The organism is Ornithinimicrobium faecis, from assembly GCF_023923225.1.
Classification (GTDB): Bacteria; Actinomycetota; Actinomycetes; order Actinomycetales; family Dermatophilaceae; genus Ornithinicoccus; species Ornithinicoccus faecis.
In genome coordinates, this window is sequence record NZ_CP099489.1 from 1402083 (window position 1) to 1423212 (window position 21130).

The window sequence follows — 21130 nt, forward strand, 5'->3', positions numbered from 1 at the left end:
AGAATCTTGACTACTTCACGGATCGTTTGGGAGCCAGACGAGACACGTGTGACCGCAACGCACTTGCACCAATTCATGGAGGTGAACGGCTTCGGTGGTCTGCCCTACGAAACCCTGCACCGCTGGTCCGTCGCCAAGCCAGATGAGTTCTGGTCGGCGCTGTGGGAGTTTGCAGAGATCGTCGGCGAGCCGGGAAACGTCAGTTTCGTCCGAGATCGCGAACGGCCGATGACCGGGTCTCGCTTCTTCCCCGAGGCGAGTCTCAATCTGGCGGAGAACCTCTTGCGAGGTGACGATGATGAGCCTGCAGTGGTCGAAGTCGACGAGACCGGCGAGTCCTCCACGCTTACGCATGCGGAACTGCGTCGCGAGGTTGGCCGAGCGCAGCGCGTCCTGCTTGGGCTCGGCGTCAAGCCAGGGGACAGGGTGGCAGCCATCGTCCCCAACAACGCCGCAGCCCTGGCCTACACACTTGGTGCACTGTCCATTGGCGCGATCTGGACCTCCTGTGCGCCGGAGTTTGGTGCCGCAGGGGTGCTCGATAGGTTCGGTCAGGTCGATCCCTCCGTCCTCGTTCTGGCGCCCGACTATCTCTACAACGGCCGACGCCATGACCTGGTTGCCAAGGGGTTGGATGTCGCAGAGTCCCTCCCCGGCCTCAGGCATGTCTTGGTCTTAGGGGCGGCACCCGAAGTGGATGCGCCAGCAGGGATGGAACTCCACGCAACCGACACCATGACGAATGTGGGTGATGAACCGCCAAGCTTCGTCAGGCTTCCCTTCGACCACCCAGCCTTCATTGTCTACACGTCCGGCACAACAGGTCTCCCGAAGTCGATCGTCCACCGGGCTGGCGGCATACTCGTCAATCTGCTCAAGGAGCACCTTCTGCACAGTGATGTGCGCACGGGCGACCGGATGATGTACTTCACTAATACGGCGTGGATGATGTATCACTGGTCGATCGCGGCGCTCGGATGTGGAGCTTCGGTGGTGTTGTATGACGGTGCGGCGATTCCACGCAACGACCCGGGAGTGCTCTGGCGACTCATCGATGAGCTTGACGTCACGCACTTTGGGACGAGTCCCAAGTATTTGTCGATGATGGACCAGCTCGGTGTTGTCCCCAGTGCTGACCTTGCGTTGGAGGGATTGCGGGTCATTCTTTCTGCAGGCGCACCGCTGACCAACGACAACTTCACCTGGGTTTACGGCAAGGCAAAGTCAGATGTCCAGTTGGCTTCGATCTCGGGCGGCACCGAGATCCTGGGCTGTTTTGTCCTCGGCAACCCCATGGCACCCGTGCGCAGTGGAGAGATTCAGGTGCCAGGACTCGGGCTGGCCGTAGGGGTGCTGGATGAGCGTCGCGCTCCGGTCGTGGGTCAACCAGGCGATCTGGTGTGCACTGAACCCTTCCCGAGCATGCCCCTGACCTTCTGGGGCGAAGGTGGCGACGAGAGGTATCGGCAGGCCTACTTCGACGTCCAGCCGGAGATCTGGCACCACGGCGACCTGGCGGAGGTGCAGGTCTCCGGAGGGATGGTGATCTCTGGACGCACCGACACCACGCTGAAGCCCGGCGGGGTGCGTATTGGCACGAGTGAGATCTACCGTGTTGTGGAGGCTGTGCCAGGTGTCACAGACTCCCTCGTCATCGGCTATCCGACCGCGGACGACATGGAGATCTGGCTGTTCGTCGTGAGCGACGGCGAGGCCGTCAACCCGGATGTGTTGCGGGCCGCCCTCCGGAAGGAAGCGTCACCGCGACACGTCCCCGCGCGAATCTTTACTGTCAATGACATTCCTTACAACCTTGCCGGGAAGAAGGTCGAGGGTGCTGCTCTGAAGACGGTCACTGGACAGGCCGTCAAGAACAGGGACTCACTGCGGAATCCCGAATGTCTGGACCGCTTCAGGTTGGAAAACCTCATGGACCTCCAGGGGGCGTCATGAGCGCCGGTGCGATCGTGGGCGTCGGCGAACTTGCACCGCAGCGCTACTCCGCGGGTGTCACAACGCTCAGCATGCTCGCAACCGCGGCTATCGAAGCCACCCATGACGCGGGGCTCTCTAGGGGTGACATCGACGGGCTCCTGGTAGGACCCCAGGTTGGGGAGACCCCGCAGCACGTTCCAGCCACGGTTGCCGAGTACCTCGGACTGCAACCGACGATGGCCAACGTCGTCGACCTGGGGGGCGCAACTGCTGCAGGCATGGCATGGCGGGCAGCCGCAGCCATTCAAGCCGGGATGTGTCAGACAGTCTTGTGCGTCCTGGGCAACATCAACGAGCGAGGGCGGGTGCCACGCTCGCCGAACCGCAACCCCATCCGGGAGTTCGACGTTCCTTTCGGTGCCTCTGGGGCCAACACGTCCTACGCGTTCCTGGCGCAGCGACACATGGCCAGGTACGGCACCACGAGCGCTCAACTGGCCACCGCGGTTGTGGCCCAGCGAGAAAATGCGCAACTGAATCCGAAGGCGATCTTCCATGGGACGCCCCTCACAGTCGACGACGTGCTCAACTCACCCTTCGTGGTCGAGCCGCTCCGACTGCTGGAGATCGTCATGCCCTGCGCGGGTGCGGCAGCCTTCATTGTGACGAGCCCCGAGCGGGCGCGTGACCTTCGACATCGGCCCGTCATGATCTCGGGAGCCGGAGAGAAGATCACCCATCGAGCGATGTCCCAAGCCCCGTCCCTCACGTCAGGCCCACTCAAAGCAGCCATCGCCTCCGCCTACCGGCAAAGTGGGACCGGGCCAGCGGACATGGACATGCTCCAGCTGTACGACTGCTACTCGATTGTCATCGCGCTCACCCTCGAGGACGCGGGAGTCTGCCCCGTTGGCGAGAGCGGCCCCTGGATGGTGGAGAACGACCTGACCTGGCGAGGTCCACAGCCGCTGAACACGCACGGCGGTCAACTGTCCTTCGGTCAGGCGGACCTCGCAGGAGGAATGTCGCACATCGTCGAGGCAGTCCACCAACTCCGCCACCAGGCGGGCGAGCGCCAAATTGCCGACGCGCGGACCGCGCTGGTCACGGGCAATGGCGCGACCCTGAGTGAAGCCACAGCCCTAGTGCTGCAGAGGGAGGACGTATGACGAACAAAGACTCGAAGGCCGCCTCCTATCCGCCGCCCACCCCCACAGCGGTGAGCGCACCGTTTTGGGAAGCAGCGCAGGAAGAGCGGTTCGTCTATCAGCAGTGCGCTGATTGCGCTCGCGCGGTGTTCCCACCCCGCGCGCACTGTCCCCACTGCTGGTCGCAGACCCTGGCCTGGCAAGAGAGCACGGGGGAGGGGACGATCGCCTCTTTCACGGTGGCTCACCGCCCGGGGCACCCGGCCTTCGCCGAACTCGCACCGTTCGTGCTCGCCCTCATCGATGTGCAGGACGGTTTTCGTCTGCTGTCGCGCCTGACCCAGAACCCCGACGCCGGACTGCAGGTCGGTGACCCGGTGCGGTTGGTCTGGGTGGCGTCTGGCGACTGGAAACTGCCGTTGTTCGAACCGATTCCAGTTGATGGAGGTCAATGATGGATGTTGCACTTCTCGATGCCCTGCGCACGCCTTTCGGCAAGTACCTCAAGCGGCTCAGCTCACTGAGCTCTCGAGAGCTGGGGGCACACGTGCTCGCGAAGCTGGTGGAGCGGCACCCCGAGCTAGCCCACGCCGACGGTGTCATCCTGGCCCAGGTGCTCCAGGGCGGCGCCGGACAGAACCCCGCGCGCCAGGTGGCTTTCGATGGCGGCGTCTCCACACGCACGCCCGCGATCACGCTGAACAATGTCTGCCTGGGCGGCATGGCCGCGATGGCCGACGCTTCCCGACGGATCCGACTGGGTGAGGGCACGGCATACGTCGTCGGCGGCATGGACTCCATGAGCAGAGCACCGCACGCAGGGCTCATCCGCCAGGGGCCGTCGATGGCCCCGGCCGATTTCGTCGACACACTGTCCACCGACGGACTGTGGTGCGCCCTGGAGGACTCATCCATGGGTGTCCTCTCCGAACGCGTCAACACCGAGCTCGGCATCAACCGCGAGGTGCAGGACGAGATCGCACTGCGCAGCCACCAGACCGCGCGCGAGGCCCGGGACAGAGGTCACCTCACTGACGAGATCGTGCCCCTCGAAGTCAACGGGGAGACCATCCTCCACGACGACGGCATCAGGGACGACACGACCTTGGCGTCACTGAGCCGCCTTCGCACCGTCTTTGATGCCCACGGCACGATCACCGCAGGCAACGCCTCCCAGATGACTGATGGTGCCTCGATCGGTGCGGTGGTCTCCAGGGACCTGGCCGATGACTGGGGCCGTGACCCGCTTGCGCTCGTGCGCGGTTATGCCGAGGTCGCTGGGCCTGACGCGTCCTTGCACCTCAGACCGGCCGAGGCCATCGAGAGGGTCCTCGACACTGCGGGCCTGCGCGTGCAGGACGTTGGAATCATCGAGATCAACGAGGCCTTTGCGGGCGTCGTCGAGGCAAGCCGTCGACAGTTGTCGGTGCCGCTAGACATCGTCAATGTCAACGGTGGAGCAATCGCTCTTGGACACCCACTTGGTGGCACCGGCCTGCGCCTCGTGATGGCGGCCGCCCGCGAACTCAGACGACGCGGCGAACGCTACGCCGTCGCAAGCATGTGCGGCGGCGGCGGACAAGGCGCTGCAGCACTCATCGAAAACCCAGCACACAACGGCTGAACGGAGCCACAGCAATGACTAACACAGACCAGGCGAGCAAACCGATCGTGGACGGGTGGCAGGGCACCCGCTTCGGCAAGCCAGAGGTAGGGGCCAGCGCAAGCACCAGTAAAACGTTTGGTGAGCGAGAGGTCGAACTGTTCAGCGAGATCACGGGCGACCGTAATCCTCTCCACAACGACGAGGACGCGGCACGAGCGTCCATGTTTGGTGGACTCATCACCCAGGGCGGAGTGACGTCGGGACTGCTGAATGCTGTTGTTGCCGAGCAGCTTCCTGGGCCGGGCACGGTCTTCTTGTCCACGCGGTGGGACTTCCGCAAGCCCACCTACTTTGGTGACACGATGACCGCCACGGTCGTGGTCGACAAAGTCCGCGCCGACAAGCCCATCTGCCACCTCACGACGACCGTGACCAACAGTGAGGGCGAGGTCTGCATCGAGGGCGAAGCAGTCACCTACACCGCCGCCCTCACCTGAGCCATGCCGGAGAGCCAAACCACCGTCCCGCCTGGTGCCTGGAAGGCGCTCGCGGCTCTGGGGGTGGCCATGCTGCTCGGCATGGCCACCTGGTTCTCTGCTGGTGCTGTCGTTCCCCAACTGACCCAGGAATTCGACCTCGGATCGTCCCAGGTTGCCTGGCTGACGATCGGGGTGCAGGTTGGCTTCGTGATCGGAGCTCTCGCTCTTGCCTTGACCAGCACAGCGGACCGGATAGGCCCCCGACAGCTGATCGCCATGGGAGCGGTCGGGGCAGGGATCGTCAATCTGTCACTTCTTGTGGTGGTGACCGGCTGGCAGGTCATCGCTGCGCGGATTCTCACCGGGGTGTGCCTGGCGGGCGTGTACCCCCCTGCGATGAAGGCGATTGCCACCTGGTTCCGCCACTCGCGGGCGACCGCAGTGGCAGTGCTCATTGGTGCTCTCACGCTCGGCTCTGCCTCGCCCCACCTGGTGGCGGCCATCGGGGGTCTGGACTGGACGTTCGTCGTGATTGGGACTAGCGCGCTGAGTGTTCTCAGCGGTGTCGTCGCTATCGGTATCGCGCGCGATGGCCCCTACCCCTTCCCACTGAGCGGGCCCTTCCGCCTTGACGCGACTGTGCGAGCCTTTGCCAAGCCTCGCGTTCTGTTCACTTCCATGGGGTACTTCGGACACATGTGGGAGCTCTATGCCATGTGGTCCTGGTTCGCTGTGTTCTTCGCCCACGTGCTGGCCCAGAACGGATCGACACCCCCGTGGATTGGCAGCCTCATCACCTTCCTGGTGATCGGCATCGGAGCACTCGGCTGCCTTCTCGGCGGCCGGATGGCCGAGCGCATCGGGAGCGCGAGGGTCGCAATCCTGTCGATGTGGATCTCTGGAGCGTGCGCACTTGTCATCGGTTGGTTGGCAGATGGTCCAGTGTGGCTGGTCGTTGTGGTGGCCCTCGTGTGGGGCTTCTGGATCATTCCCGACTCCCCCCAGTTCTCCGCTCTCATCACACACGTAGCGGACCAGCGACTGGTCGGCAGTGTGCTCACGCTGCAGATGGCCCTCGGCTACATCGTGACAATTCCCATCGTGTGGATCGTTCCGTTGGTGGCAGATTCCTTCGGATGGGGACCAACGTTCACCTTGTTGGCCTTTGGGCCAGCACTTGGCATCCTCGCCATGCGCAAACTCCAGGCGTTGCCAGTGGAGTCGGGGGCCGTCGACACCCGGTGAGTCCGCATGGGGGAACCACGCTTGCGGTTGTGAGGACCCTGCTTCGTCAGGCGCGTCGACGCGTGCCGACGACGTGCATGATGCCGTCGTCGCCAGGCTCGAACCGCAGGTCGAACCGGTCCTCAAGCGCCTCCTGCCCATCCCACAGCCGCTGACCTCGACCCAGCAGGATCGGCACGATCACCACGTGCAACTCGTCGACGAGGTCGGCCTCCAGGAACTCACGCACCGTCCGCACGCCGCCGCCGAGCCGCACGTCCAGCCCGGCTGCCAGCTCGCGAGCCTCGGCCAGGGCCTCCTGCGGGGTGGTGTCTCGGAAGAGGAAGCGCGTGCCCTCCAACTGCAGATCGTCTCGCTGCTGGTGGGTCAGCACGATCACCGGGGTGTGGAACGGCGGCTCCGCGCCCCAGAAACCCTGCCACTCATCCGGGATCGGACCGGCGCCGGTCCAGAACTTGCCGCGGCCCATGATCTCGGCGCCGAAACCGTCCCAGTGGGCCTTCAGGAACTCGTTGTTCACGCCGGTCGACCCGCCCTCCTGGCCGGCCATCTCGCGCCAGAACCGGGTCGCCATCATCCACGGGTGCAGGCGATGACCGGCGTGACCGAAGGGCTCCTGCTCGGTCAGGCCTTCACCGGTCCCGAAGCCGTCGAGCGAGACAGCAAAGTTGGACAGCTTCAATCGACCACTCACGGGTCACCTCCACAGAAAAAGTCAGTGAGTCAGTAGACCGCACTTGCACGCGGAACTCATCGCCGTCCCCGGAGGCATGACTGTGGTTGAGCCGGCGAGCACCCGGAGTGTCTGCGGTCCGGAACTCCTTGGCAGGATCATGGCATGCCTTCGTCAGCGTCGTCCCTGCCTCCCGCCGGATCCCACGGAGGGGACGGTGTCGCCGTCGCGCGGGCGCTCGGTCTTGATCCAGGCGACCTGCTCGACCTGTCGCAAAACATGAACCCGTTTGCCCCGCCGGTGGAGCCACTCGTGGCGCGACACCTGGACGCCGTGGGCCGCTATCCGGACCCGCGGGAGGCGACGCAGGTGCTCGCGGAGGCGTTGGGCGTCGCACCCGAGCGGCTCCTGCTCACCAACGGCGGGAGCGAGGCCATCCACATCGTGACCGCGGTCTTCGGCGGCCGTGTCAGGAGCGAACCGGAGTTTGGCCTGCACCCTCGGGGAGGGTCCGGGCCGCTCTGGCGAACGGATCCGCACAGCCCCACCGGACGGCTGGCCGGAGATGGCGAGACCGCCGATGTGTGGGACGAGGCCTTCTATGCCCTGGCGACGGGGGAGTGGACCGCCGGTCGCGGGGGCGTGGTGGTCGGATCCTTGACCAAGACCTTCCACTGCCCCGGGCTGCGGCTCGGCTATGTGGTGGCCGACCCCGAGATCGTCAACGCCTGCGCCGCGCACCAGCCGCACTGGTCGGTGAGCACCCTGGCGCTGGACCTGTTGCCCGACCTGCTGGAGTCGGCCGACCTGCCGTCCTGGTCCCGGTCGATCGCCGAGGCTCGCCACGACCTTGTCGCGCTGCTCGAGTCGCACGGGCTGTCCGTGGACGCAGCGGACGCCCCCTGGGTGCTGATCCATGAGCCCGGGCTGCGCGAGCAGCTGGCGCCGCACGGCGTGCTCGTGCGCGACTGTGCCAGTTTCGGATTGGCCGGGGTGGCGCGTATGGCCGTGCCCGACAGCGACGGTCTGGCCGTGGTGGAGCGTGCCCTGACGAGGCGCTGAACCCGACCCTGTCAAGGCGCTGACCCCGGCCCTCCGGCCGTGGGGGTATGGTGAGCGCGTCGTGCAGACGAAGTCCGGTGAGAACCCGGCACTGTCCCGCAACGGTGGAGCCTTTTGACCTTGTGTCGAGAAGGCCGAGTCCGGTCGAACTGCCCGATGATCCGACCATTAGCCCTCGAGGACCAGGGGCCGGTTCGGACGGCGGATCCAGCCGTGGACTGTCGCTCGAGCAGCACCAACCTCGACGACAGGAGACACCATGACGCTGCCCCGCCCCACCCACCGTCTCGCGACCGTGCTTGCCGTCGCCCTGCTGCTCACCGCCTGCGGTGCGGACGACGAACCCGCTGAGAAAAGCGCTGACACCACGGCAGCTGCAGCCGGCGACACCGAGGTGGATGTCGCCGCCGACACAGCCACTGAAACGGGGGCGGCGCTCGACGCTTTCCCGGTCACCGTCGACACGGCCAGCGGGGAGGTGACCCTGCCGGAGCGGCCCGAGCGGATCATCTCGCTCTCGCCGTCGGCCACCGAGATCCTGTTTGCCATCGGCGCGGGCGACCAGGTCATCGCCGCCGACACCTACTCCAACTTCCCGGAGGGGGCACCCAGCACCGACCTGTCCGGCTATGACCCCAACGTCGAGGCGATCGTCGGCTATGAGCCCGACCTGGTGGTGGCGGCCAACGACACCAACGAACTCGTGGGCTCGCTGAGTGCCCTCGACATCCCGGTGATCATCAACCCCGCCCCGGCCGATGTCGAGAGCGGTTATGACGGCATGGCGGCCCTCGGCCTGGCCACCGGTCACGTCGACGAGGCCGCGAGCGCCATCGGCGAGATGCGCGCCGCCATGGACGAGGGACTGGCCGCAGCCCCGCAGGACTCCGGGATCCGGATCTATCACGAGCTCGACGACACGTTCTTCTCCGCGAGCAGCCACAGCTACATCGGCTCGGTGTATGCGGCGATGGGGGCCAGCAACATCGCCGATGAGGCGGACACCGACCAGACCGGCTATCCGCAGCTCACCGAGGAGGCGATCATTGCTGCCGACCCGGAGCTGATCGTGATCCCGAGCCAGCTGTCCTACACCCCAGAAGACGTGGCCGCACGCCCCGGCTGGGCTGACGTGTCCGCCGTCAAGAGCGGCAACATCATCGTGGTCGAGTCCGACATCTCCTCGCGCTGGGGCCCCCGCCTGCCGCAGCTGGTCGAGTTTGTCGCCGGCGCGCTGACCGACATCGCTGTCCCGGCCGGACGCTGAGCCGGCCGGTCCACGGGACCCAGGCACACGGCATACGGCATGGCTGTGATCACGCAGAACCCACCCCAGGACGCCCTGGAGGAGGCCGCCGACCGCGCCTTCCGGCTGCGGTGGCCGGCGGTTGTGGGAGCCGTCGCGCTGCTCCTGCTGATTGGGACCTTCTCGATCCTGCAGGGGGCCGGCGGGCTGGCCCTCTCGGGCGTCGTGCGCGCGCTCGTCGGTGCGCTGCCCGGGGTTGATGTCGAGCAGACGCTGACCACCCAGCAGGCGGGGCTGCTCTGGCAGATCCGGGTGCCGCGCACCGTGCTGGCCGCGCTGGTCGGGGCCTCGCTGGCCATGGCCGGTGCCGGTTATCAGGGGGTCTTCCGCAACCCGCTGGCCGACCCCTATTTGCTGGGTGTCTCCGCTGGTGCCGGGCTCGGTGCCGTGCTCGCCCTCGGGTTCGGGCTGGACCTGTCCTGGGGGCCGATCGGTGCCCTGCCCGCGGCCGCCTTCATCGGTGCGCTGCTCGCGGTCGCCGGGTCGGTTCTGGTGGCGCGGGGCTCCTTCCGCACGCCGGCGACGCTGTTGCTGGCCGGCGTGGCGATGGCCGCGCTGTTCTCGGCCACGCAGACCTATGCGCTGCAACGCCTCGACCAGACCCGGGCGCGGGAGGTGCTGTCCTGGCTCTTCGGGCGGCTTGCCACGCACGGCTGGCACCCGGTGCTGCTGCTCCTGCCCTATGTGGTGCTGGCCAGTGTGGTCCTGCTCCTGCACGCCCGTCACCTCGACGTCCTGCGCCTGGGTGACGACGAGGCCCGCGCGCTCGGGCTGCACCCGGCCCGCTCGCGGCTGGTGGTGGTCACCGCGGCCACGCTGATCACTGCGGCGGCCGTGTCGGTCAGCGGGCTGATCGGCTTCGTCGGGCTGGTCACGCCGCACATCGTCCGGTTGGTGGTCGGGCAGTCCTACCGGATGCTGCTGCCGCTGTCTGCGCTGGTCGGGGCGGCCTTCCTGGCGCTGGCCGACATCGGCGCGCGCACCCTGGCGGCACCGGCGGAGCTGCCGGTGGGCGTGATCACCGCCTTCGTCGGGGCGCCGTTCTTCTGCTTCATCCTGTGGCGTGGGCGGAGTGAGCGATGAGCACGGAGGTGTCTGCGCGCTCGGCTGTGACGCGCTCGGCTGCGGAGCGCACTGCCGCTCTGCGGGTGCGCGACGTGCGCGTGGCCTATCACCGCGTCGAGGTCCTGCGCGAGATCACCCTCGACCTGCAGGCAGGGGAGTGGCTGGGCCTGATCGGGCCGAACGGCTCGGGCAAGTCCACCCTGCTGCGCGCCGCCGTCGGGCTGGTGCCCAGCTCGGGGCGCTTTGAGGTGGCCTCCGGTCGCCCGCCGCAGCCGACCGACCTGTCCCTGATGCCGCAGGCGCCGGAGCTGCCGCCGGGGATGAGCGTTGTCGAGTATGTCCTGCTCGGCCGCACCGCCCACCTCGGCTGGCTCGGGTCCGAGTCGCGCTCCGACCGGCAGATCGCGGTCAACGTCCTGCGCCGGCTGGGGATGGCCTCCTTCGCTGACCGCACGGTCCTGCACCTGTCCGGTGGTGAGGCGCAGCGGGTGGTAATCGCCCGGGCCCTGGCCCAGCAGGCGCCGGTGCTCCTGCTCGACGAGCCGACGAGCGCGCTCGACCTCGGTCACCAGGTCGAGGTGCTCGAGCTGGTCGACGAGTTGCGGCACGAGGAGGGGCTCACCGTGGTCGCGGCCATGCACGACCTGGGCATCGCGGCGCGGTATGCCGACCGGCTGGCTCTGCTCCACAGAGGTCACCTGATGGCGCACGGCACCCCTGAGCAGGTGCTCGAGCGCGACCTGCTCTCGCAGGTCTATGGCCACCCGCTCCACGTTCACACCATCGAGGGCCACCTCGTTGTCACACCCGCCCCACGGCACACCAAGGAGAGATCATGACCGAGCACGCTGAGCCCCGCACCAAGCGCCCCTATGACCGCCGCGAGCTGCGGTCCGCACCCTCGCTGGTGCTCGTCAACACCGGCCACGGCAAGGGCAAGTCCACCGCCGCCTTCGGGACCCTGCTGCGCAGCCGGGGCCGGGACTGGCCGACCGCGGTCGTGCAGTTCATCAAGTCCGGGCGGTGGCGGACGGGGGAGGAGGCCATGATGCGCCAGCTCGGTGTCGACTGGTTCGCGGCCGGCGACGGCTTCTCGTGGGAGTCCGATGATCTCGACGAGAGCCAGGCCAAGGCGGTCGCGGCCTGGTCGTTCTCCCGCGGCCTCATCGAGGCGGGCGAGCACCGGATGATCATGCTCGATGAGATCTCCTATCCCCTCAACTGGGGCTGGATCGACATCGAGGAGGTGGCGGCCGTGCTGCGCGATCGCCCGGAGGACGTCAGTGTCTTCCTCACCGGTCGCGAGATGCCCGCCCCGATCGTCGAGGTGGCCGACACGGTGACCGAGATGGTGCCGGTCAAGCACGCGTTCCAGCAGGGCATCCGGGCACGCCGTGGCATCGACTACTGAGGTGTCGGCGCCGGTGGGGACTGAGCGCGAGTCACTGGCCGACGTCCGGTCCGGCGCGCTGCTGGTCGTCGGCGCCACCAGCAGCGCAGGGAAGACCACGGTGGTGTCCGCGCTCTGTCGGGCCCTGGCTCGGCGCGGGGTGGACGTGGCACCGTTCAAGGCCCAGAACATGTCCAACCATGCGGCGGTCACCCCCGACGGCGGCGAGATCGGGCGCGCCCAGGCGATGCAGGCCCTGGCCGCGCGGGTCGAGACGGACGTGCGCATAGGACCGGTGCTGCTCAAGCCCTCTGGGGAGCGGTCCTCGCACGTGGTCGTGCTGGGTCGCGAAGACGGTGTTGCCGACGCGGTGGGTTATGGCGAGCGCGCCCGGCTCCTGCGCCCCGTGGTGCTGGACGCGCTGCAGTCGCTGCGGGGCGAGCACGAGGTTGTTGTGCTGGAGGGCGCTGGCGGAGCGGCCGAGATCAACCTGCTGGAGCGCGACCTGGTCAATCTGCCCCTCGCGGCGGCGGCCGGGCTGCCGGCGGTGCTGGTGGTGGACATCGAGCGGGGCGGGGCGTTTGCCTCGGCCTATGGCACCTGGGCCCTGCTGCCCGAGCGGCTGCGGTCCTGCCTGCGCGGCTTCATCATCAACAGCTTCCGCGGGGAGGTGTCGTTGCTCAGTGACGGGCTGCGCGACCTGGAGGAGCGCACCGGGCTCCCGGTGCTCGGCGTGCTGCCGCACCTGGGGGACCACGTGATGCTCGGGCAGGAGGACGCGCTGGGTCTGGACCAGCACGTCTTCGGGTCCCGGTCGGCGTCATCGGGAGCAGGCGATCGCCCGGGCCGGGTCGGTCGCCCCGGCCGCGCCGGTCGCCCGGGCCGTGTCGGTCGCCCGGTCCGGGTCGCCGTGATCGGTCTGCCGCACCTGGCCAACCCCGCCGACCTCGACCCGCTCGTGCTGGAGCCCTCGGTGGACCTGCGCGCGGCCACCGTCCCGGGTGATCTCGCCGAGGCCGACCTGATCATCGTCCCCGGGAGCCGGACGACCGTCGCCGACCTGGACTGGCTGCGTGCGCAGGGGCTGGACGAGGCCCTGCGCGAGTGTGCTGCGCAGCCGGAGGGTCCGTGGATCCTCGGGATCTGCGCGGGCTATCAGATGCTCGGTGAGGTCATCGACGACGAGGTGGAGTCCGGGCGGGGACGGGTGCCCGGGCTGGGTGTGCTCCCGGTGCAGACGACCTTTGCCGCGCCCAAGGTCGTCACCCGGGTGCGCGGCAGGCTCGCCGCGGACGCCGATGTCGACGCGACGGGATATGAAATCCGTTGGGGCCGACCGCAACCCGCTGCCGGAGCCACACCGTGGCTCGAGCTGGACCCGGCTGAGCCGGGCGATGCGGGGCGGCCGCTCGTCGACGGCTGCGTCAGCGACGACGGCAGGGTCATCGGCACGTCGGTGCACGGCATCCTCGACTCGGACCTGTTGCGACAGAAGCTCATCGGGGATATCGCGGCCGCCCGGGGTCGGGACTTCGACCCGCTGCTGTTCGGTCATGCCGATGCCCTCGAGGCGCACCTGGAGCACCTTGCCGGCTGGGCCGAGAAGCATCTCGACGTGCCAGGGCTCCTCGAGCTCGCCCACACTGCGGTCGCCGTCCACCAGGCACCTGGATGGTGAGCGGCCACGCGCTCGGGACGGCCGTCGGTCTGCTGCTCGACCGGGCGCTCGGTGAACCGCCGGACGCCTGGCACCCGGTCGCCTGGTTCGGCACCGCCATGCAGCACGTGGAGCAGCGGCTGTATGCCGACAACCGGGTCCGTGGAACCGCTCACGCGGCGATCGGTGCCGGCACGGGACTGCTCGCCGGGGTGGTGCTCGTCAGGGTGTGTGATCTGGCGCCGGTGCCCCGTCCCCTTGGGCGTGTGGTGGCGACCGCGCTGGCGGTCGGGGTCGCGAGCTCCGGGCGGATGCTGCGCAACACCTCCCAGGACATCCAGCAGCTGCTTGCGCAGGAGGACCTGGCGGGCGCACGGGAGCGGGTCACCTGGTTGGTGGGCCGGGACCCGTCGGGCCTGGACGCGTCCGGGATCGCGTCGGCGGTGGTGGAGTCGTTGGCCGAGAACACCGTCGACGCCGTCGTCGCCCCTGTCTTCTGGGCCCTGGTGGCGGGTGCTCCGGGTGTGCTGGCGCACCGCGCCGTCAACACGATGGACGCGATGGTGGGTCACCACTCCGAGCGTTATGAGCGCTATGGCTGGGCCGCGGCCCGCCTCGATGACCTGATGGCCTGGGTGCCCGCCCGGATCATGGCCGGCGTGGTCGCTGTGGTGTCGTGCCTGACACCTGACGCACCCGGACCGCAGGCCGTCCTGCGGATCGTGCGCCGCGACGCACCGGCTCATCCGTCACCGAACGCCGGGGTCGCCGAGAGCGCGGCCGCCGCAGCACTCGGGGTGCGCCTGGGCGGGCCGCTCCACTACGGCTCGCGCTTCGAGGACCGGCCTGTCCTGGGAGAGGGTCCACGCCCCACGGCGCACACCATCTCCTCGGCGCGTTCACTCGTCGACGCGGTGGAGTGGGCGCTGGTCGCTGGAACCCTGGCGTCCGCGCTAGCGTCCCATCAACCCGAGCGAGAGGAACCGCCATGAGTCGACGAGGACCGCGGAGTTCAGTTCGTGCCGTGCTGGGCGCCCTCCTGCTGATGCCCATGCTGCTCCTGATCAGCCCGACCGCGGCGATGGCCTGCTCGTGCGCCGCGTCCGACACCGAGGCACTGCTCGGGTATGCCGACACCGTGGCCGTCGGAGAGCTCACCGGGGTGGAGCCACCGGCGACGCGTGCTGACGGGAGTTTCAGCAGCGATGACCGGGTCACCTACACAGTCGCCGTGGACGCGGTCTTCCAGGGCGACTCCGCGGACCCGCTGACGTTCCGTTCCGCCTCGCACGGCGCCTCATGCGGTCTGGAGGACATGCAGGTCGGCACCGACTATGTCTTCTTCGTCCGGGACGGCGAGTCCGGCCTGTGTGATGGCACGTCCCGGGCCACGGCAGCACTCATCGCTGAGGTGGAGGCTGTCACCGGCCCCGGCCAGGCGGTGTCAGCTGCCGAGCCTGAGCCGACGGCGGAGCCTGAGCCGACAGCGGAGTCCGAGGCGGCAACGGACGTGGTGTCTGACTCTGAATCCGTGCCGGTCCTGTGGCTGGCGCTGGCCGCTGGGTTCCTGGTGCTCCTGGCCGTCGGCTGGTTGATGTGGCGAGGCCGGCCGGGACGCGGCACAGGTGGTCATCCCTCGACCTGACCCCCAACTGATGCCATGCTGTGCGGATGGTGGGGATCAGCAGAGTTGCAGCCCTGGGCGTTGTCGCCCTGCCCGTGCTTGTTCTGGCCGCTGGCTGCTCCGAACCCGACCCGAGCGAGACGATGATCAAGGTATGCGAGGACACGGCCATCTCGCAGCTGGACCTGTCCGGTGCCGGCGACACGCTGCTCCGTGAGTTGCCGGTCGAGGACGGGACCTCCTTCGAGGTGACCGGTGTGTCAGAGGGCACGGAGTGGGTGTGCACCTGGACAGAGACGCAGAGGCAGGGCAGCACGAGCACCACGATCACGGTCGACAGGCGTTGAGCGCTCCGCGGAGCGCACTGGTGGGTTGGACCGCCGTCAGTGCTGGTGCGAGCCACCGAGCCAGATCTGCTCCGGCACCGGATGGCTCAGGAAGTTGGTCATCGCCTGGGTGAACCCGTAGGCCCCGACCTGACCGAAGACCAGCAGGTCACCTGAGCGAAGCTGCGGCAGGTCAGCGGTCCCGACCCGGTCCAGCGAGGTGCACAACGGCCCCGCCAGGGTGTATGTCGCGAGCGCACCGGCGTCGTCTCCCTCGCCGGCGGAGCCGGTGGCCGAGGCAGCAAACGGGTCAGGCCCGCCGTGCGATGCGGGGACGGGTGAATGAGTCATGGGGTGACTCAGCCACCCGTCCCGGTCAGGGACTGCTCGGACGGGGAAGGACTGTCCGGTCATCAGCGGCCGCAGCAGGTGGTTGATGCCACCCTCCAGGATCGCGAAGGTCGTGCCGCGGCTCTGCTTCACGCGGATCACGCGGGTCAGATAGACACCGGTCGGCCCGGACAGCCAGCGTCCGGGCTCGAGCACCACGGAGCCGGTGAACCAGGGGTTGGCCTCGAGGAGCTCAGCCAGCCCCGCACCCAGGGCGGTGATGTCCAGCTCGGGTGAGCCTGCGGCATACGGGATCCCGAGGCCGCCGCCGAGGTCGATCAGGTCAAGGTCATGACCCAGGAGCGCCTGCAGACGCTCCCCGATGCCCAGGGCGGTGCTGTGATTGGCGAGCAGGGCAGTCGCGTCCAGTTCGTTGCTGGCGGAGAAGACCTGCAGGCCAGACAGCTGCACCGACGGATAGTCAGTGCACGCGGCCACGAAGTCAGCCAGGTCCTCCTCGTCCACCCCGAACGCCGACGGGCCGGACCCGCCGATGATCGAGGCGGTCTCGCTCACGCCGCCCAGGGGGTGCACTCGCACGTTGACCGCGAGCGGCTCTGCGCCGTGGTGCCACTCCGCGAGGCGCCGCACGTCCTCGATGCCGTCGACCTGGATCCGGGCTCCGGCCGCCAGCGCGGCCCGCAGGTCGGCCTCGGACTTGGCGGGACCAGCGAAGACCATGCGCCAGTGGTTGAGCTCTCCGACAGCCTCGCGCGCCGTGGTGACAGCGGCCACCTCGCCTGCCGAGGCGCAGTCAAACCAGGCACCCAGCCGTGCCAGCTCGGCCAGCAGCGGGGGACCGGGGTTGGACTTGACGGCATAGGCCAGGTGCACCCGCTCCGGCAGGGCTGCCTGCAGCGACAGGAAACGCTCGCGGGCGACGTCGAGGCGATAGGCGAAGCACGGGGTCGACGCGGTCTCGGCGACCAGCAGCGCTGCCGAGTCCGAGAGCGCGAACAGGTGCTCGTCACCGGTCAACGCTGGCGAGCCACTCGTGCTGTCCGGCACGGTGTGGGCCACGGTGTCAACTGCTGTGTCGGTCGCTGGGGCAACCACGGGGCCAGCCGCTGTGTCGGCCAAGATGTCGGTCATGGTGCCTCCCAGAACGGTGCCATCCGGGCCAGCCCCTGGGCCAGCAGTTTCGGGTCACCGCCGCAGGAGACTCGCACGAAGCCCTCGCCGGCGGCACCGAACGCGGTGCCGGGCACGACGACGACGCTGCCCTCGTCGCGCACGCGCAGACAGAACCCGGTGGTGTCGTGGGCTGCCCACTGCGGCACCGGGATCCAGGCATAGAAGCCGCCAGCTGGCGTCCCCACCGGACGCACCGCGGCCGGGCCGGTCTGCGCGACCGACCAGCGTGTGATCAGCTCTCGGCGGGTCTGACGCAGCACCTGGTCCGAGGCGCGCAGCAGCGCCGTCGCTGCCAGTTGGCTGGTCTGTGCCGCGCTGGTCGTCATGGCGTTGTGCACAAGGCGGGCCGGCTGCAGCAGGGCGGGGTCGCCGACCGCCCAGCCGACTCGGAGACCGGGGGCCGCCCAGCCCTTGCTGACCGAGGACACGACGACACCGCTGTCGGTCACATCCCGCAGCGAGGCTGGCCGCGGGCCGAGGTGCACCTCGCGATAGACCTCGTCGGAGACCAGCACGGCCCCCGCAGCGCGGGACGCTGACGCCACCGCAGCCAGGGCGTCCAGGGAGGCGCCGCCGCCGGTCGGGTTGCCGGGGTGGTTGATGACCGCCAGCGCCACGTCACCGGTGTCCAGTGCCGCAGTGAAGACCGCCGGGTCCAACGCGCCCTGGGCCCCGAGCCGATAGGGCACCGGGAGCGCGCCAGCCAGGCGGGCCAGCGTCGCATAGGCAGGGAAGCCGGGGTCGGGGACCAGCACGATCTGACCGGGGGAGACGTGGGCCAGGAAGAGGGCGGTCAGCGCGGCCTGGCTGCCCGCGGTGACCATCACCTGATCGGCACGGTCCGCGTTGGCGAGGAGGTGATAGTCACCCACTGCCGCAACGAGTTCGGGGACGCCGCCGTTGGGGCCATAGCCCAGTGGCTCGTCACGGTCAGCGCACCGGGCCAGCGCAGCACGGGCCGGCTCGGGAAGGGCCCAGCCGGGCACGCCGAGCCCCAGGTCAATCGCCTCCGGAGGAGCACCCACTGACATGGCCCGGATCAGCGACGGCGAGAGCGAGGTGACCCTGGTCGCGGTGCTCATCGCAGCGCCTCCTCAAGGACTGTCGAGGCATCGGTGGAGCCGTCGCGATACTTCACGATCACCGGCGCATAGAGGGACAGACCCAGCCCCTCGGCATACGCGCCACGGGCCGGACGCGACCCGGGGACCACGACCGCTCCGGCTGGCACCTCGCCGCGCACCTCACGCCCGTTGACCAGGTCATAGATCACGGTGCGGGAGGTGAGCGTGACGCCGGGCGCTAGGACCGCGCGCTCCCGGACAATGACGCCCTCGAACAGGCCGCACTGGGCCCCCACGAAGACGTCGTCCTCGATCACGACGGGGGTGGCGCCGACCGGCTCGAGCACCCCGCCGAGCTGGACCGCGGTGCTCAGGTGCACGTGCTCGCCGACCTGCGCGCAGGAGCCGACCAGCACGTGACTGTCGACCATGGAGCCGGCACCGACCCAGGCGCCGGTGTTGAGATAGCTCGGCGGCATGACGACGGTGCCCGCGGCCAGGCCCGCGCCGCGGCGCACCGAGGTGCCGCCGGGGACCAGCCGGATGCCGTGGCGTGACTCGATCTGTCGCGGCGGCACGAGCGACTTGTCGACCGCACCGCCGGGCCAGCCGGGCAGCTCCAGCGTCTCGCTGAGGGCAAAGGCCGCCAGGATGCCGGACTTCACCCAGGCGTTGGCGTGCCAGGTGCCGTCGGCGTCGCGCTCGGCCGCACGGACCTCGCCCGACTCCAGGGCGCCCAAGAACTCGCTGATCCGTTGCGGCGCAGTCGGATCCTCGCGCAGCTCGGGGACCGGTCGGCTGACGAACTCGCGCAGCTCCGTGCGGGAGGTCTGGACGGTCTCGGCGGTCGCGGCAGTCGCGGTCATGACGCCACCGCCTCAGCAACGACCGAGCGCGTCGTGTGGCGAGAATCTGCCCCACCGAGCGCGCCGTGTGGTGCAGATTCGACCCCACCGAGCGCGCCGTGCGGTGCAGATTCGACCCCACCGAGCGCGCCGTGTGGTGCAGATTCGACCCCACCGAGCGCGTGGTGTGGTGTCAGGCCCAGGTCGGACAGGACTGACTGGATCCGTGCCCAGGTGTCCGGAGCCGCTGGCGCGAGCGGGGCACGGACCATGCCGGTCGCCAGACCGAGACAGGCCAGGGCTGCCTTGAGCGGCACCGGGTTTGACTCGCAGAACAGAGCCGAGACCAGCGGTGCCAGCTCGGCGTTGAGCGCGCGCGCCAGGGGCAGGTCACCGGCCAGCGCGGCCCGCACCAGCGCAGTCGTCTGAGCGGGAGCGACGTTGCCGCACACCGAGACCAGGCCGGTCGCGCCCACCGCGATGGCGGGCAATGCCAGGTCGTCATCACCGGCCAGGACGGTCTTGCCCGACGGCGCCTCCCGGCAGATCTGCGCGATCTGGCGCAGGTCGCCGGAGGACTCCTTGACCGCCAAGACCTCCGGGATCGCCCACAGGTCGCGCAGCGTCTCCGGGGTCAGGTTGGACCCGGTGCGCCCGGGCACGTTGTAGGCGATGACGGGCACGCCCGGCAGCTCCTCGGCGATCGCACGGAAGTGCGCCACGATCCCGGCGGGCTGTGGCTTGTTGTAGTAGGGGGTCACGACGAGCAGCCCGTCCGCACCCGAGGCGACGGCCGCGCGGGCCAGCTCCACGGCATACTCCGTGTTGTTGTGCCCGGTCCCCACGACCAAGGGCACGCCGGGTGCCGCCTGCCGTGCCGTCGTGATCAGGTCGGTGCGCTCGCACTCGGTGACCGTCGCCGCCTCGCCCGTGGATCCCAGGACGACCAGGAAGTCCGCGCCGCCGGCGACGACATGCTCGACCAGGGACCGGAAGGCCGTCACATCCACGGCCGGCCGCTTGCGGGAGGAACCTCCGTGCTTGGCGGCCGCCTCCGTCCCTGTCGTGAACGGGGTGGCGAGCGCCACGCCGAGGCCGGTGAACTGTGCACCGCTCATGGTTCCTCCTTCTGTGTGGGTGTGGAGTGAAAGAGTGGGTCGAGGACCTCTGCGGCGAGGTCGTCGAAGGTGAAGGTGCCGCGGCGGCCGCGCAACCAGCGGGCCGCAGTGAGCGCGCCCAGGCCGTACGTCTCGCGGCTGTGCGCCTCGTGCGTGAGCGTGATCGACTCGGCCGCGCTAGTCAGGTGCACGTCGTGGCGCCCGATGACGTCGCCTAGGCGCAGGCTGGAGGTCTGGATCGCGTCCTGCCCCGAGCCCTGCGAGAGAGCCTCACGCAGCAGGAGCGCGGTGCCGCTGGGGGCGTCGACCTTGCGGGTGTGGTGGATCTCGCTGACGGCCAGGTCGGCGCCGGTGAGGGCGGCATAGCGGCCGAGGGCGAGGCTGATGCGGCGCATGAGCGCGACGGTGAGGGAAAAGTTCGGGGCGGTCAGTATGCCGATCGCCGGACTCTCCCCGCCGCTCGCCGCGGCTGTGGGCTGACTGGGGACGGACTGGGGGCTGGTCTGGGTGAGCGCCGGGTCCCAGCCGGTGGTGCCGATGATCAGGTCGGTGCCGCTCTCGTGGGCCCAGGCGAGGCGGTCCGCGACGGCGTCGGCGTGGCTGACCTCGAGGGCGACGTCGACGGGGGCGAGGTCCTGCGGCGTCTGGTGACCGACCAGCCAGGCGACCACGATGTCGTCCGACTGCTCGGCGGCAGCAGCGATCGCGGAGCCTAGGCGGCCCCGTCCGAAGATCCCGATCTGCAGCGGCACACGGTCGAGTATGCGGGAGATTCTGGGGCGCTCAGACCACTAAAACCACAGGTCAGAGAGGGTGTCCTGGGAAAGTGGCTTGCGACAGGAAATCGTCCTGCGGACCCATCGGTAGTGCTGGTTCGTTGCTCTCAGAACGCCGAAAGTTCGGACCGGCCCGCAAGGCGATGCCTCGGGCCGTGATGGGCCCCGCGCGGCTCCCATCGCGCTCGGCCGTCACTCCCGGGTGCTGTCCGCACACGTGAGCAGGGCGTCTTGAGCGTTTCCGGGTTGGGCGGATCGCCCCCAACAGGCGTTTGCGCAGGTCAGGT

The 21130-nt window shown here is 68.9% G+C and carries 21 protein-coding genes; 15 read left to right on the forward strand and 6 right to left on the reverse strand.

Going from position 1 to position 21130, the window contains the following annotated elements:
• Positions 1–6 precede the first annotated feature (6 nt).
• The 6 genes from NF556_RS06550 to NF556_RS06575 all read left to right on the forward strand — a co-directional run bounded on the left by NF556_RS06550 (position 7) and on the right by NF556_RS06575 (position 6413).
• Positions 7–1953 carry an acetoacetate--CoA ligase gene (locus NF556_RS06550; RefSeq protein WP_256829774.1) on the forward strand — a complete coding sequence of 649 codons (1947 nt, stop codon included), beginning with the start codon at positions 7–9 and terminating at the stop codon, positions 1951–1953.
• Complete coding sequence (locus NF556_RS06555) at positions 1950–3104, forward strand: thiolase family protein (RefSeq protein WP_252594695.1); 1155 nt, start codon at positions 1950–1952, stop codon at positions 3102–3104. Before NF556_RS06550 ends, NF556_RS06555 begins: the two co-directional genes overlap by 4 nt.
• Positions 3101–3538: a Zn-ribbon domain-containing OB-fold protein gene (locus NF556_RS06560; protein WP_252594697.1), complete on the forward strand. Its 438-nt coding sequence runs from the start codon at positions 3101–3103 to the stop codon at positions 3536–3538. The genes NF556_RS06555 and NF556_RS06560 overlap by 4 nt, the downstream gene beginning before the upstream one ends.
• Positions 3538–4707 (forward strand): thiolase family protein, encoded by a 1170-nt coding sequence (locus NF556_RS06565; protein WP_252594699.1) that lies wholly within the window; start codon positions 3538–3540, stop codon positions 4705–4707. The genes NF556_RS06560 and NF556_RS06565 overlap by 1 nt, the downstream gene beginning before the upstream one ends.
• 14 nt (positions 4708–4721) lie before the next feature.
• Positions 4722–5186 carry a MaoC family dehydratase gene (locus NF556_RS06570; protein ID WP_252594700.1) on the forward strand — a complete coding sequence of 155 codons (465 nt, stop codon included), beginning with the start codon at positions 4722–4724 and terminating at the stop codon, positions 5184–5186.
• Between the two features lie 69 nt (positions 5187–5255).
• Entirely contained in the window at positions 5256–6413 is a 1158-nt protein-coding gene (locus tag NF556_RS06575; protein WP_256829789.1) for an MFS transporter, read from the forward strand.
• 46 nt (positions 6414–6459) lie between these two features.
• On the opposite strand, the gene NF556_RS06580 is transcribed toward NF556_RS06575, so the two are convergent.
• Positions 6460–7107, reverse strand: coding sequence for a dihydrofolate reductase family protein (locus NF556_RS06580; protein WP_252594703.1), 648 nt, complete (start codon positions 7105–7107; stop codon positions 6460–6462).
• Positions 7108–7251: 144 nt separating this feature from the next.
• On the opposite strand from NF556_RS06580, the gene NF556_RS06585 reads away from it, so the two are divergent.
• The 9 genes from NF556_RS06585 (at position 7252) to NF556_RS06625 (ending at position 15537) form a co-directional block, all read left to right on the forward strand.
• Positions 7252–8148, forward strand: a complete 897-nt coding sequence (locus tag NF556_RS06585; RefSeq protein ID WP_252594705.1) for an aminotransferase class I/II-fold pyridoxal phosphate-dependent enzyme — start codon at positions 7252–7254, stop codon at positions 8146–8148.
• Positions 8149–8407: 259 nt separating this feature from the next.
• Positions 8408–9415, forward strand: a complete 1008-nt coding sequence (locus NF556_RS06590; protein ID WP_252594707.1) for an ABC transporter substrate-binding protein — start codon at positions 8408–8410, stop codon at positions 9413–9415.
• A 39-nt stretch (positions 9416–9454) separates the two neighbouring features.
• The gene (locus NF556_RS06595) at positions 9455–10537 is read left to right on the forward strand and encodes a FecCD family ABC transporter permease (protein WP_252594708.1); all 1083 of its coding nucleotides are present in this window, start codon (positions 9455–9457) and stop codon (positions 10535–10537) included.
• On the forward strand, positions 10534–11358 hold the full coding sequence (locus NF556_RS06600; protein WP_252594710.1) for an ABC transporter ATP-binding protein: 825 nt from the start codon (positions 10534–10536) through the stop codon (positions 11356–11358). The genes NF556_RS06595 and NF556_RS06600 overlap by 4 nt, the downstream gene beginning before the upstream one ends.
• The gene (gene cobO / locus NF556_RS06605; RefSeq protein WP_252594711.1) at positions 11355–11930 is read left to right on the forward strand and encodes a cob(I)yrinic acid a,c-diamide adenosyltransferase; all 576 of its coding nucleotides are present in this window, start codon (positions 11355–11357) and stop codon (positions 11928–11930) included. Before NF556_RS06600 ends, cobO begins: the two co-directional genes overlap by 4 nt.
• A 13-nt stretch (positions 11931–11943) precedes the next feature.
• Entirely contained in the window at positions 11944–13587 is a 1644-nt protein-coding gene (locus NF556_RS06610) for a cobyric acid synthase (protein ID WP_252594712.1), read from the forward strand.
• Positions 13584–14558, forward strand: coding sequence for an adenosylcobinamide-phosphate synthase CbiB (gene cbiB / locus NF556_RS06615; RefSeq protein WP_252594713.1), 975 nt, complete (start codon positions 13584–13586; stop codon positions 14556–14558). Before NF556_RS06610 ends, cbiB begins: the two co-directional genes overlap by 4 nt.
• Positions 14555–15211 (forward strand): hypothetical protein, encoded by a 657-nt coding sequence (locus NF556_RS06620; RefSeq protein WP_252594715.1) that lies wholly within the window; start codon positions 14555–14557, stop codon positions 15209–15211. The genes cbiB and NF556_RS06620 overlap by 4 nt, the downstream gene beginning before the upstream one ends.
• Positions 15212–15237: 26 nt before the next feature.
• Positions 15238–15537, forward strand: coding sequence for a hypothetical protein (locus NF556_RS06625; protein ID WP_252594717.1), 300 nt, complete (start codon positions 15238–15240; stop codon positions 15535–15537).
• A gap of 36 nt (positions 15538–15573) precedes the next feature.
• On the opposite strand, the gene NF556_RS06630 is transcribed toward NF556_RS06625, so the two are convergent.
• Genes NF556_RS06630 through NF556_RS06650 form a run of 5 tightly spaced genes read right to left on the reverse strand, consistent with a single transcriptional unit; the run spans position 15574 to position 20819 of the window.
• Complete coding sequence (locus tag NF556_RS06630; protein WP_252594719.1) at positions 15574–16998, reverse strand: type III PLP-dependent enzyme domain-containing protein; 1425 nt, start codon at positions 16996–16998, stop codon at positions 15574–15576.
• On the reverse strand, positions 16995–18122 hold the full coding sequence (locus NF556_RS06635) for a pyridoxal phosphate-dependent aminotransferase (protein WP_252594721.1): 1128 nt from the start codon (positions 18120–18122) through the stop codon (positions 16995–16997). Before NF556_RS06635 ends, NF556_RS06630 begins: the two co-directional genes overlap by 4 nt.
• Positions 18119–18970, reverse strand: a complete 852-nt coding sequence (locus NF556_RS06640) for a 2,3,4,5-tetrahydropyridine-2,6-dicarboxylate N-succinyltransferase (protein WP_252594722.1) — start codon at positions 18968–18970, stop codon at positions 18119–18121. Before NF556_RS06640 ends, NF556_RS06635 begins: the two co-directional genes overlap by 4 nt.
• Positions 18967–20067, reverse strand: coding sequence for a 4-hydroxy-tetrahydrodipicolinate synthase (dapA, locus tag NF556_RS06645; RefSeq protein WP_252594723.1), 1101 nt, complete (start codon positions 20065–20067; stop codon positions 18967–18969). Before dapA ends, NF556_RS06640 begins: the two co-directional genes overlap by 4 nt.
• Positions 20064–20819, reverse strand: coding sequence for a 4-hydroxy-tetrahydrodipicolinate reductase (locus tag NF556_RS06650; protein ID WP_252594725.1), 756 nt, complete (start codon positions 20817–20819; stop codon positions 20064–20066). Before NF556_RS06650 ends, dapA begins: the two co-directional genes overlap by 4 nt.
• Positions 20820–21130: the final 311 nt, after the last annotated feature.